Annotated in this window: 11 protein-coding genes; 3 read left to right on the plus strand and 8 right to left on the minus strand. The window is 71.3% G+C overall.

What is annotated here, in order from left to right:
* Nucleotides 1-72: 72 nt before the first annotated feature.
* Together ATL40_RS08800 and ATL40_RS08805 are read right to left on the minus strand one after the other, a co-directional pair.
* On the minus strand, nt 73-1677 hold the full coding sequence (locus tag ATL40_RS08800) for a solute symporter family protein (RefSeq protein ID WP_098469218.1): 1605 nt from the start codon (nt 1675-1677) through the stop codon (nt 73-75).
* A complete protein-coding gene (locus ATL40_RS08805; RefSeq protein WP_098469219.1) occupies nt 1674-2039 on the minus strand; it encodes a DUF485 domain-containing protein in 366 nt (121 codons plus the stop codon). Before ATL40_RS08805 ends, ATL40_RS08800 begins: the two co-directional genes overlap by 4 nt.
* A 292-nt stretch (nt 2040-2331) precedes the next feature.
* Between ATL40_RS08805 and ATL40_RS08810 the strand changes: the two genes are divergently transcribed.
* Genes ATL40_RS08810 through ybaK form a run of 3 tightly spaced genes read left to right on the plus strand, consistent with a single transcriptional unit; the run spans nt 2332 to nt 6049 of the window.
* The gene (locus ATL40_RS08810) at nt 2332-2757 is read left to right on the plus strand and encodes a VOC family protein (protein ID WP_098469220.1); all 426 of its coding nucleotides are present in this window, start codon (nt 2332-2334) and stop codon (nt 2755-2757) included.
* Nucleotides 2758-2814: 57 nt separating this feature from the next.
* Nucleotides 2815-5517 carry a DEAD/DEAH box helicase gene (locus ATL40_RS08815; RefSeq protein WP_245866912.1) on the plus strand — a complete coding sequence of 901 codons (2703 nt, stop codon included), beginning with the start codon at nt 2815-2817 and terminating at the stop codon, nt 5515-5517.
* 13 nt (nt 5518-5530) lie between these two features.
* Entirely contained in the window at nt 5531-6049 is a 519-nt protein-coding gene (gene ybaK, locus ATL40_RS08820; RefSeq protein ID WP_098469221.1) for a Cys-tRNA(Pro) deacylase, read from the plus strand.
* Nucleotides 6050-6157: 108 nt separating this feature from the next.
* On the opposite strand, the gene ATL40_RS08825 is transcribed toward ybaK, so the two are convergent.
* From ATL40_RS08825 to lplAB, 6 genes are all read right to left on the minus strand, one after another.
* Nucleotides 6158-7321: a PQQ-binding-like beta-propeller repeat protein gene (locus ATL40_RS08825; protein WP_098469222.1), complete on the minus strand. Its 1164-nt coding sequence runs from the start codon at nt 7319-7321 to the stop codon at nt 6158-6160.
* Nucleotides 7318-8187 carry a cytochrome c biogenesis CcdA family protein gene (locus ATL40_RS08830; RefSeq protein WP_098469223.1) on the minus strand — a complete coding sequence of 290 codons (870 nt, stop codon included), beginning with the start codon at nt 8185-8187 and terminating at the stop codon, nt 7318-7320. The genes ATL40_RS08825 and ATL40_RS08830 overlap by 4 nt, the downstream gene beginning before the upstream one ends.
* 9 nt (nt 8188-8196) lie before the next feature.
* Nucleotides 8197-9030, minus strand: a complete 834-nt coding sequence (locus ATL40_RS08835) for a DsbA family protein (protein ID WP_098469224.1) — start codon at nt 9028-9030, stop codon at nt 8197-8199.
* A 99-nt stretch (nt 9031-9129) separates the two neighbouring features.
* Nucleotides 9130-10845: a ubiquinone-dependent pyruvate dehydrogenase gene (poxB, locus tag ATL40_RS08840; RefSeq protein ID WP_098469225.1), complete on the minus strand. Its 1716-nt coding sequence runs from the start codon at nt 10843-10845 to the stop codon at nt 9130-9132.
* Between the two features lie 104 nt (nt 10846-10949).
* On the minus strand, nt 10950-11519 hold the full coding sequence (locus ATL40_RS08845) for an HhH-GPD-type base excision DNA repair protein (RefSeq protein WP_098469226.1): 570 nt from the start codon (nt 11517-11519) through the stop codon (nt 10950-10952).
* A 194-nt stretch (nt 11520-11713) separates the two neighbouring features.
* A complete protein-coding gene (gene lplAB, locus ATL40_RS08850; protein ID WP_098469227.1) occupies nt 11714-12781 on the minus strand; it encodes a lipoate-protein ligase LplAB in 1068 nt (355 codons plus the stop codon).
* Nucleotides 12782-12837: the final 56 nt, after the last annotated feature.

A 12837-nucleotide genomic window follows, 5' to 3' on the forward strand; every position in this document is an offset into this window, starting at 1 on the left:
CGCCGAGCGTGCCCCTGCGCAGCGCGCCGTGCGCGAGATGCTGCGGAGGAGCACGCTCGGTGCGGGTGGCTCCTAGTGCTCCACGGCCTTCTCTGCGCCGTATCCCGTCAGGGAACGCACCTCCATCTCCGCGGCGAGCACGGGGGACTCGACGGTCTTGTCCGTGACGGAGAAGAACCACCCGGCCAGGAACCCGAGCGGGATGGAGACGAGTCCGGGGTTGGTGAGCGGGAACCACGCGAAGTCGACCCCCTCCCCGAACACCGCCGTGGGCGTACCGGAGAAGACCGGGGAGAAGAAGATCAGCACCAGCGCACTGATCAGACCGGTGTACATGCTGCCGACCGCGCCCCGGGTGGTGAACCGCTTCCAGAACAGGGAGTACAGGATGGTCGGCAGGTTCGCCGAGGCCGCGACGGCGAAGGCGAGGGCCACCAGGAAGGCCACGTTCTGACCCTGGGCACCGATCCCACCGAGGATCGCCACCGCACCGATGCCGATCACCGTCCAGCGCCCGACCTTCACCTCCATCGCCGGGTCGGCCTTGCCCTTCTTGATGACCGAGGCGTAGATGTCGTGCGCGAACGAGGCCGAGGCGGTGATGGTCAACCCGGCCACCACCGCCAGGATCGTGGCGAACGCGACCGCCGAGACGAGCCCCAGCAGCACCGATCCACCGAGTTCCAGCGCGAGCAGCGGCGCGGCGGAGTTCACCCCACCGGGTGAGGCGAGCACTGTCTCCGGCCCCACCAGCGCGAGCGCGCCGTACCCGAGCACGAGGGTGAACAGGTAGAACACCCCGATGAGCACGATGGCCCACACCACGCTGCGGCGGGCCTCCTTCGCCGTCGGCACGGTGTAGAAGCGCATCAGCACGTGGGGCAGCCCGGCCGTGCCGAGCACGAGCGCGAGGCCGAGGGAGATGAAGTCCAGGGGGTTGCCGCCGTACTTCAGGCCCGGCGCGAGCACGTCGCCCTCGATGCCCGCCGCCTGCGCGGTCTCGACGGCGCCGCCCAAGAGCGCGGAGAAGTCGAACCCGAACCGCGCGCCGACCCAGACCGTCATGACGAAGGCGCCGAGGATCAGCAGGAACGCCTTGATGATCTGCACCCAGGTGGTGCCCTTCATGCCGCCGATCAACACGTAGACGATCATCAGCGCGCCCACCACCACGATGACGATCGACTGCCCGAGCGCGGCGTCGACGCCCAGGAGCAGCGAGACCAGCCCGCCTGCCCCGGCCATCTGTGCGAGCAGGTAGAAGAACGAGACCGCCAGGGTGGACAAGGCGGCCGCCATCCGGACCGGGCGCTGCCGCAACCGGAAGGAGAGCACATCGGCCATGGTGAACTTGGCGGTGTTGCGCATGAGCTCGGCCACCAGCAGGAGCGCCACGATCCAGGCGACCAGGAACCCGATGCTGTAGAGGAAACCGTCGTAGCCGTTGACGGCGATCGCTCCCACGATGCCGAGGAAGCTCGCGGCGGAGAGGTAGTCCCCGGCGATCGCGGTGCCGTTCTGGGTGCCCGAGAACGAACGACCGCCGGCGTAGTAGTCCGCGGCGGACTTGTTGGTGCGGCTGGCGCGCAGCACGATCACCAGGGTCACGCCCACGAACAGCACGAAGATGATGATGTTCAGCACCGGGTTGTTGGCCTCGACGAGGTCGTTGTTCATCGCGCGTCCTCCGCCGGGTTCGGGGCGTCTGCGGCACCCTCGTGCGCCGCGCCGTCCATCTCGGCGAGTTCCTCCCGGAGCGCCGATGCCCGCGGGTCGAGCTCGCGGTTGGCGTACACGACGTACAGGGCGGTGATGCCGAACGTCGTGACGAACTGGGACAGGCCGAACACGATGCCGACATTGACGTTGCCGACCAACGGTTGTGCCATGAAGCCGGGGGCGTAGGACGCCAGGAGCACGTAGAGAAGGAACCAGCCGAACGCGAACGCCGTCATGGGGAAGACGAACCGCCGGAGCTTGCTGCGCAGTTCGGTGAAGGGTGGGGACTGCTGGACTGAGGGGTAGTCGATCCCGCTCATTGAGGCCTCCTTGCCGTCGGGATGGGGACATCTTGGCAGCGCACCCGGGGCTACCGCCGGACGAATCGCAGTGACTTTGCCGCGGATTGCTCAACGGGTGAACTTTCCCGGAAGTTCTTGCGCTCGTCCGCCTCGCCGCCGAGCGTGCCCCTGCGCAGGGTTCAGCGCGCGCAGCCCGGCGCAACAACCCGCTCGGCGAACGCGCATGAGCGCCGACCGATGAGTTCGTGTCGGTGGCCGGGTCTACCCTCCCGACAACGCCAACCGGCGCACAGCGAGACGAGGAGTGAGCATGACCATCAACGTGAACCCGTACCTGCAGTTCAAGGGCAAGACCCGCGAGGCCATGGAGTTCTACCACGACCTGCTCGGCGGCGAGGTCGGCTTCAGCACCTTCGGGGAGTTCGGCATGGGCGGGCCGGAGCAGGCCGAACTCGTGATGCACAGCCAGCTCGTGATCGACGGTCGCGCCTGGCTGATGGCCTCGGACTGGGTGGACGGCATGGACATGCCGGAGCCGCAGGCCGCGAACATCTCCCTGTTCGGCGGGGTCGAGGACGCCGAGACCCTCACAGCCCAGTGGCAGAAGCTGATCGACGGCGGCACGGTCGTCATGCCTCTCGAGCCCGCCCCGTGGGGGGACACCTTCGGTGCGGTCGTGGACAAGTTCGGCACGTTCTGGCAGGTCAACATCGGTGGGGACGCCCCGCAGGGCTGAGCCCGGCGCCGACACCGGGCGGCGGGCGGCGTCGGTGGTGGGCGGTAGCGTCGGGGTGTGACTGCCCCGACGAGCGCCCACCACCACTCCGCCCGCCACCACGCAGCCGCTCGCCGCGCGCCCCGCACCGCCACGGTCAGCGACGCGCACCCGCTCGCGTTGCCCGCCGGCACCGCACCGGAGGAGGCCTACGAGGCTTTCGAGGCCTACGCCGTCGGGCGGGGTCTGGATCTCTACCCCCACCAGGAGGAGGCCGCCCTGGCCCTGGCGGGTGGCGACCACGTGGTCCTGGCCACGCCGACCGGCTCCGGCAAGTCGATGGTGGCGATCGCCGCGCACGCCGTGGCCCTGGCGCGCGGCGCCCGCACCTACTACACCGCGCCCGTGAAGGCCCTGGTCAGCGAGAAGTTCTTCGACCTCGCCGCGGTGTTCGGCGCCGCGAACGTGGGCATGGTGACCGGGGACGTCGCGATCAACGGCGATGCGCCGATCATCTGCTGCACCGCGGAGATCCTCGCCGCCCAGGTGCTGCGGGGGCAGCTCGGGGCCTCCGAGGCCAGCACGGAGAACGACGCCGACCTCGTGGTGGTCGCGGACGAGTTCCACTTCTACGCCGATCCGCAGCGCGGGGTCTCCTGGCAGATCCCCCTGCTGGACCTGCCCGGCGCCCAGTTCCTGCTGATGTCCGCGACCCTGGGTGACATGTCCGGGATCATCGAGGACCTGGAGCGGCGCACCGGCCGCGCCACCTCCACGGTCACGCACACGGAGCGGCCCGTGCCGCTGGTGTTCGAGTACTCCCTGGAGCCGATGACGGAGATCATCGAACAGCTCCTGCACTCCGGGCGCACCCCCGCCTACCTCGTGCACTTCACCCAGGCTGCGGCGATGGAACGGGCGCAGTCCCTCACCTCGGTGCAGGTCACCTCCAAACCGGAGCGCGCGGCGATCGCCGAGGCCCTGAAGGGTGAGCGGTTCGGGAAGGGGTTCGGGGTGACCCTCTCCCGGCTGCTGCGGCTGGGGATCGGTGTGCACCACGCCGGGATGCTGCCGCGCTACCGCCGCCTGGTGGAGCGCCTGGTGCAGGCGGGGCTGCTGAAGGTGGTGTGCGGTACGGACACCCTCGGGGTCGGGGTGAACATGCCGATCCGCACCGTGGTGTTCACCGCTCTGACGAAGTTCGACGGCGTGCGGCAGCGCCACCTCAGCGCCCGGGAGTTCCACCAGATCGCCGGGCGCGCCGGGCGGGCGGGGTTCGACACGGTCGGGGACGTGCTGGTGCAGGCCCCCGAGCACGTGATCGAGAACGCCAAGGCGCTGGCCAAGGCCGGGGACGATGAACGCAAGCGCAAGAAGATCGTGCGCAAGAAGGCCCCCGAGGGGCAGGTGAACTGGACCGACAAGACCTTCGAGCGGCTGCGGGACGCCGATCCGGAGCCGCTGACCTCGCAGTTCGAGGTGAGCCACCAGATGATCCTCGGGCTGCTCGCCCGCCCCGGGGACCCCGTCGAACGGGGGTACCGGCTGCTCACCGACAACCACGAGCCACCCCGGCCCGCCAATCCCCACGTGCGCCGCGCCGTCGGGATCTACCGCTCCCTGCGCGCCGCCGACATCGTGGAGCACACCCCGCGGCAGTACGCCCTCGAGGGCCACCCCACCGTGGAGCTGCTCGCGGACGTGCCGGACGACTTCGCGCTGAACGCGCCGCTGTCCCCGTTCGCGCTGGCGGCCCTGGAGCTCCTGGACGTCGAGGCCGAACCGTTCGCCCTGGCCCTGGACGTCATCAGCGTGGTCGAGGCGATCACGCCCGGCCCGCGCCCGATCCTCATGGGGCAGGAGCGGGAGGCGCGCGGCGATGCGATCGGCGCGATGAAGGCCGAGGGCATGGAGTACGAGGAGCGGATGGAGGCCCTGGAGGAGATCTCCTACCCCAAGCCGCTGGAGGAGCTGCTCTCGGCCGCGATGTACACCTACGCGCGGGCGAACCCGTGGGTGTACGGCAGCGAGCTGCAGCCCAAGTCGATCGTGCGGGAGATGATCGAGACCGGTGCCACGTTCTCGGAGTTGGTCTCCCGGTATCAGGCGATGCGCAGCGAGGGGGTGGTGCTGCGCTACCTCACGGAGGTGTACCGCACCCTGCGCCAGATCCTCCCGGAGCACCTGCGCACCGAGGAGATGGAGGACATGGTCGCCTGGCTCGGGGAGGTGATCCGGCAGGTGGACTCCTCGCTGCTCTCGGAGTGGGAGTCGCTCACCGGGGCCCAGTCGGACGCCGCCGACGGCTTCACCGACGAGGAGTTGGAGGAGGCCGAGCGCCGGTTCGGGGACTCCGAGCGGGCCGCGCCGTTCTCGGCGAACGTGCGCGCGGTGCGGCTGGCGGCGCGCACCGCGGCCTTCGGCCGGGTGGAGCTGCTGGCCCGTCGCGACTACCAGGCCCTGGGCCGGTTGGACGCCGAGGCCGGGTGGGATCCGCCGCGCTGGCACGGCGCGTTCGCGCCCTACTTCGAGGAGTACGACGACGTGGGGACGGCCGGTCCGGCCCGCTCCCCCGCGCTCCTGGAGACGGTGGTGCACGGCCGTTCCTGGCGGGTCACCCAGATCCTGGACGATCCCGAGGGCGATCGGGACTGGCGCCTGGTGCTGGAGGTCGATCTGGATGCCAGCGACGAGGCGGGAGAGTTGGTGGTGCGGCCGATCGCCCTCGGTCCGGCCTCCGAGGTGCTGGAGGCCGTGACGGCGTGGGAGGCCGAGCGGTGAACGGGACTGCCTGGTGAGCAAGAAGGCGAAGAGGGGCACGGGCGGGTCGGGTGGCTCCGCGACGCCGGCCACCCGCGCGCTGGATGCCGCCGGGGTGACCTACGTGGAGGCGCGCTACACCCACGAGGGTGAGGACCGGGACTTCGCGGCCGAGGCGGTGCGCGAGCTCGGCCTTCAGGCCGCGGAGGTCTTCAAGACCCTCGTGGCGCGCACCACCGCCGGGGACCTCGTGGTGGCGGTGCTGCCCTCGGACCACAAGCTCGACCTCAAGGCCCTGGCCCGGGCCGTGGGCGCCAAGGGCGCCGAGATGGCCGCGGTCCCGGACGCCGAGCGCGCCACCGGTTACGTGCGCGGCGGGATCTCGCCGCTGGGGCAGCGCACCCGGATGCGCACCGTCGTGGATGCCAGCGCCGAGGCGCTCCCCCGGATCTACGTCTCCGGCGGACGGCGCGGGTTCGACATCGGGCTGGCGCCCGCCGACCTGCTGCGGGTCACCGGCGCGGCCTACGCCCCTCTGGTCCGCGAGCCGTAATCACGCCACGTCCTCTCGCGGTGGCTGCAGAACCACCTCGGGGTGGCTGCAGAACCACCTCGCGGTGGGTGCAGAACCACCTCGCGGTGGGTGCAGAACCACCTCGGGTCAGGAGCCGGGTGGGAGGGCGAGGTAGCGCTCGCCGTCGATGCGCACCACCGCGGCGCCCGCGGGTGTGAACAGCAGCGGCAGCGCCGCATCGCCCTCGCCGTCCTCGGGGTATCCGGACGCGGGTGCGCCCGTCACGGCGTTGCGCACGCTGAGCGCGGTACCGTCCACCACGTAGGCGAGCACGCCCCCCGCGCTGACCAACACACTCTCCGCGCCCACGTAGGCCGTCCACTCCTCGCCGCCGGGCATGGCGCCGCGCAGTTCACCGGGAACGAGGTACACGGTCGCACCGCTGACGCCGTCCGTCACAGCGCCCGAGACCTGCTGGGCCACGACGGCGCCGCTCGCCACGTCGATCAGCGCCCCGACCTGGTCCGGGCTCGTCAGCACCACATGCCCCTCGAGTCCTGGCAGATCACGCCGGGCGGTCACCTCGCCGCTCAGGCCCGCCTCCGCCAGCGGCAGGCGCCATGCCTCGCCGTCCGGGGTGCGCGCCACCACCGCGTCGCCGTCCAGCGTGATCAGGGAGGTACCGGAGGTGGCCAGCGGGGTCTCGCCCTCGCCCAGGTCCCACGCCTCTCCGGTGGCGGGGTGCAGCGCCAGGGAGGCGGCGCCGTCGTCCTCCCCGAACACCAGGCCCTCCCCCGCGAAGGGTCCGGGGACCTCCACCGGCCCCCAGAGGGGTTCACCGGTGACGGCGTCGAAACCGGACGCCGTCGCCTCGGCGCTGGAGGCACCGTCCAGGAGCACCGCGACCGCGTCCGTACCCAGGCCGATCAGGGCGAACTGGTCGCTCCACGCCGGGCGTCCCACCGACCACAGCGCCGTGCCGTCCGTGCCCAGTGCGGAGTAGGTCACCGCGTCCTCGGACTGCGCCCCGGACAGCAGCACGGCGCCCGCCTGGCGCGCCGGCAGGGTCCAGCCGGTCGGCAGCAGCGTGGCACCCTCGAACTGGAACGGCAGCAGGGCCGTCACCTCGGCCGGCGCCGGGGACCCGGTGGCGGGCACGGGGTCACCGCCCGGCGCCGCGGGCGCCTCCCCCGAGTCCGCCTGCCCGCCCTCCTGCGTCGCCGTCACATCCTGGTCGGTGTCGACCTCGGCGGTGCAGCCCGCGAGCGCCACCAGCAGCGCCAGTGTGGGCGCCAGGGTTCGGATCCTCATCGGTTCTCCTCGCTCGGGGTCTCGGTCTGCTCCTGGGCCCGCTGATGGCGGCGCCACCACAGCACCCATCCCCCGATCGCCACCGCGCCGAGGGCGAGGACGGCGATCACGTCCCACTGCCGGCCCGTGAGGGACGCGGCACCCGAGGTCAGGGCGTCCTGCCAGGACGCGGGCACGAGCGACGGCAGGGTGAGGAAGCCATTCGTCGTCCAGAACAGCACGCCCACGACGACGAAGATCACCCCGGTGACCAGGGAGATCGTGTGCAGCTCGCGTCCGAACACCGTGATGGTGCGCCCCCGCATCCGCCGCCGGGCATCCGGGGTGAGCCGCTGCCACACCAGCGCGAGACCGAACAGCGGCAGCACCATCCCCAGGGCGTACACCGCCATGAGCGCGGCGCCGTACCCCTGGTCGCCCTGGGCCGCAGCGATGGTCAGGACGGCCCCGAGGATCGGTCCGGCGCAGAAGCCGGCGACGGCGCTGACGATGCCGAGCAGGAAGGACTTGGCGTAGCCCGCTGAGCGCGCGGCGCGCGACTCCAACTGCCGCACGCCCGGCATCGCACGCCCGACGTCGAATCCGAACCCGAGCATCTGCGCCAACCCGAAGACGATCATCAGCACGCTCGCGGCGGCGATCACCTCGCTGCGGTAGGTCGCCAGGAACGTGCCGAGGGTCGCGGCGCCCAGGCCGAGGGGAACCAACAGCAGCGCCATGCCGAGGTAGAAGACGGCGGCGTGCGCGAGCAGGGTGCCGCGGGAGCCGACCGTCGCCGCGAAGAAGGCCGGCAGCAGTAGCGCACCGCAGGGGCTCAGCAGCGCCAGGGCACCGCCGAGCAGGGCGGCGAGCAGTCCGATCTCCACCGCGCGCCCTCAGCCCGTCACCCGCGCCACCTCAGCGGCCACGGCGTCCTCGAACACCTCGACCGGCTGGGCGCCGACCAGGGTGGAGTTCCCGATCACGAACGACGGCGTGGAGTAGACCCCGAGGCCGAGACCCAGTTCGGCGTGGTCGGACACGATCTGCGCGGTCTCCTCGGCGGCCATGTCCGTGGTGAAGGTCTCGGTGTCCAGCCCGAGGTCACCGGCGAGCTGGACGAGCGCGTCCTCGCTCAGCGCCGACGCGGAGCGCGGCGTGCCGCCCTCGTACAACGCGTCGTGGAACTCCCAGAACGCGCCCTGCAGCCCCGCCGCGTACGCGGCGCGCGCGGCCCGCTCGGAGAGTTCCCCGTAGAAGTTCACGTCGTGCCACTCGATGCGCAGGTCGCCGGCGTCGGCCAGTTCCCGCATCCGCGGCAGGGTCTCCGCGGTCCACTTCGCGCAGTACGTGCACTGGTAGTCCGAGAACACTACGAGCACCGCGGGTGCGTCCACGGGGCCGTAGGCCTGGATCTCCTCGGGGTCGCGCTGCACGGCCTGGGCGGACAGATCGGGCTGCACCGGCTCGAGGTCATCCGCGATGTCCTGTGCCGGGTCGCCGGTGGCCGCAGTGCCGTCAGTGCCGTTCTCGCCGCCGTCGCCCGCGGCTCCGTCCGCCTCGCCCGCCGTCTCCTCAGTGCCCGTCGCGCCGTCGCCCGCCTCGGCCGCGCCGTCGTCGGGCCGCGAGAGCAGCAGGGCGACGACCACGACCACGACGATCGCGATTCCGGCGATCGGCAGCCAGAGCGTCAGTGCGCGCGAGGAGGTGCTGGACGACGTGCTGGGCATAGCGATTCTCTCCCGAGGGGTCATGGACCCCACCACTGTCGCACGAGTTCCTCGGAACTCCGCCCCGACCACGGGAGGCGTGACCCGCAGCCGGCGCTGCTACAGCAGCTGGCGCGCGTTCGCGCGGGCGAGTTCCACGATCTCGTCGCCGCGGCCGGAGAGCAGCGTGCGCAGCGCGTACAGGCCGAACCCCTTGGTCTGCTCGAACGTGATCGAGGGCGGCAGCACGAGCTCCTGGCGCTCGGTGACCACGTCCACCAGCGCGGGGCCGTCGTGCGCGAACGCGGCCTTGAGCGCCTTGGGCAGGTCCTTGGACTTCGCCACCCGCTGCGCGTACAGCCCCGACGCCGAGGCGATGCCGGCGAGGTTCGCCGACTCCAGTCCCGTGGCGGTCGGCACGAACCCGGCCGCCTTCATCTCCAGTTCCACGAAGTTGTAGGAGGAGTTGTTGAACACCACGAGCTTCACCGGCAGTCCGAGCTCGGCGAGGGTCAGCAACTCCCCCATCATCATCGTCAGGCCGCCGTCGCCCGCGAGCGCCACGATCTGGCGGCCGTGTTGGCTGGACTGCGCGCCCACGGACTGGGTGATCGCGTTCGCCATCGACCCGTGGATGAAGGAGCCGATCAGGCGGCGGCGGGAGTTCATCGTCAGGTACCGTGCGGCCCACACCACCGGCGAGCCGACGTCCGGGATGAACACCGCGTCATCGGCCGCGACCTCGTCGATCATGCGCGCCACGTACTGCGGGTGCAGGGCGGCGTCCCCGCGCCGCGGGGTGGCCAGGTCGTCCAGGCTCTCGCGGGTCTTGCGGTAGTGCTTGAGGCTGCGCTCCAGGTGACCGCGGTCGCTGACCGGCGTCAGGCGCGGCAACAGCGCGGTGACGGTCTCCTTCACCCCGCCCACCACGGGCAGGTCCACCGGGATGCGGCGCCCGATGTTCTCCCCGCGGATGTCCACCTGGATCACGTGGGCGTCCTCGGGCAGGAACGGGCGATAGGGGAAGTCGGTGCCGAGCATGAGCAGGGTGTCGCAGGACTCCATCGCCCGGTACCCGGACTCGAATCCGAGGAGCCCGGTCATCCCGACGTCGAACGGGTTGTCCCATTCCAGGATGTCCTTGCTGCGCAGCGTGTGGACGATGGGGGCGGCCAGGGCATCGGCGAGCGCCACCACCTCGTCGTGCGCGCCGGCACACCCGGCGCCCGCGAGGATCGTGACCTTGCCAGTGAGTTGCTCGGCCAGGGCGACCAGGTCCTCCTCCACGGGCACGGTCTGGGAGCGCGGGGCGCGCACGTTGGTGGCGGTCTCGTCCTGCGCGGTCAGCATCGCGACGTCGCCCGGGATGACCAGCACGGCTACCCCGCGCTTGCTGAGGGCCGCCTGCATCGCGGTGCGCAGCATGCGCGGCATCTGCTTGGCGTTGGAGACCTGCTCCACGTACACGCTGCACTCCCGGAACAGATCCGTGGGGTGGGTCTCCTGGAAGTAGCCGGAGCCGATCTCCTCGCTGGGGATGTGCGCCGCGATCGCCAGGACCGGCACCCGGGAGCGGTTGGCGTCGTAGAGTCCGTTGATGAGGTGAAGGTTCCCGGGGCCGCAACTGCCGACCGCGACCGCCAGCTCGTCGGTGAGCTGGGCCTCCGCGGAGGCGGCGAATCCCGCCGTCTCCTCGTGCCGCACCGGGATCCACGCGATGTCGCTTGAGCGCAGCGCATCCGTGAGCCCGTTGAGGGAATCACCGGGGATCCCGTACATCCGGCTCACCCCGCTCGCCTCGAGCGTGCGGACGATGGTCTCAGCGATGGTGGTCACGGTGAGCCTTCCTGTCGGCGGCGGGGTCGTTGCGGGGGCAACGTCTCTTCACGCTACTCCCGGCACCGGGGCCGGCGCCCGGACCGACGCCAGATTCGCCGGACTCACCCGTTCTTGGCGGCCGCCTTCGCGGCGCGCTTGGTCTCGCGCACCTCATGCAGGCTGGCCTCATCGACCACGTCCGCGATGGATCGCCGCGATCCCTCCTCGCCGTAGGCGCCGGCCACCTCGCGCCACCCCGCGGGCTGGATCGCGAACTGCTTGCCGAGCAGCGCCAGGAAGATCCTGGCCTTCTGGTCCCCGAAGCCGGGCAGCGCCTTCAGTCGCTTGAGGACGGTGGCGCCGTCGGGCTCCCCGTCGCTCCACAGGCGCGTGACGTCGCCGTCATAGTCCTCGACGACGGCCGAGGCCACCTTCTGGATGCGCCCCGCCATGGAGCCGGGGTAGCGGTGCACGGCGGGCGGGGTGCGGCACAACTCGACGAACGCCTCGGGGTCGGCCTGCGCCACGGCGCGCGGGTCGATGCTGCCGAGTCGCTCGGCGATCTTGGCGGGGCCGGCGAAGGCGGTCTCCATGGCGACCTGCTGGTCCAACAACATCCCGATCAGCAGGGCGAAGGGGTCGCGCTCCAGCAGGGCATCGGCGTCGGCGTCACCGGTCATCCACAGGCTCATGACCTCGATTCAACCACCGCCGCGCCCGTCGGACGGACCTTCGCCTCGCTCAGGACGGAGAATCTGCGGGTACCGCGGCACGGCCGCACCCGCGCACGTCCCTGACCTGCCACGACGCTTCCGCGGCCGGAGTCGCCGCACGGATTCTCCGTCCGCAGCGAGGTCGCGCTCGCCGCCAAGCGCTCCCGCGGCCCTCAGGGCACGCGCGTCAGCCACGCGGGCGTGGCGAACTTGGACTCCACGAGCTCCTCCGCGCGTCGCCGCTCCGCGGGACGGATCTCCCCGGGCACCGTGTCGTAACGCGAGGCGAAGTGCGCCGCGAAGGAGTCGATGATCGCCTCGCGGCTCATCCCGGTCTGGCTGCGCAGCGGGTCCACGCGCTTGTTGGCGCTGCGGGTGCCCTTGTCGGAGAGCTTCTCCCGGCCGATGCGCAGCACGTCCAGCATGGCGTCGGCGTCGATGTCGTAGGACATCGTCACGTGGTGCAGCACCGCGCCGGTCGCGTACCGCTTCTGCGCCGCGCCGGCGATCTTGCCGCTGGGCGAGGTGATGTCGTTCAGCGGCACGTACCGCGCCTGGATGCCGAGCTCCTTCAGCGCGCCGAGCACCCAGTCGTCCAGGAACGCGTAGCTCTGCTCGAAGCTCAGGCCCTCCACCAGGGAGGCGGGCACGTACAGCGAGTACGTGATGGTGTTGCCGGGCTGGATGAACATCGCCCCACCGCCGGAGACGCGGCGGGTGACGGTGATGTCGTGGCGCGCCACGCCGTCGGGGTCGACCTCGTTGCGCATCGACTGGAAGGAGCCGATCACCACCACGTTGCGCTCCCACTCCCAGAACCGCAGGGTGGGCGGGCGGGTGCCGGCACCGACCTCCTGCGCGAGCACCTCGTCCAGCGCCATCTGCATGAACGGCAGCTCGGCCTCGCCGCGGATCACCTCGAAGGTGTGATCGGCCCAGCCGGTGGCGTGCCCGAGCGCGCGGCGCACCGCGATCGCCACGGCCTCGGGGCTGAATCCGCCCATCACCACGTCCTCGCCGAGCGCCCGGGCCAGGACACCCGCCATCGTCTCGACGCTGGAGGTGGCGGGCAGACCCTGCAGGGCGCCGTTGATGGTCTCCAGCGCGTCGTCGGGTTCGAGGAAGAAGTCCCCGGAGATCCGCACCTGCGCGAGCGATCCGGGCGTGCCCTGCGCCTCCTGGGAGGTCTCGACGTCGGCGATGACGAGTTTGCCACCGGGAACCTTGTACTCACCGTGCATGCCCCCATCTTCCACCCAGTGACGGCCGCACAGCGATGTCCGACGGCGCCGGGCAC

Origin of the sequence: Serinibacter salmoneus, assembly GCF_002563925.1 — a bacterium.
Taxonomy (GTDB): domain Bacteria; phylum Actinomycetota; class Actinomycetes; order Actinomycetales; family Beutenbergiaceae; genus Serinibacter; species Serinibacter salmoneus.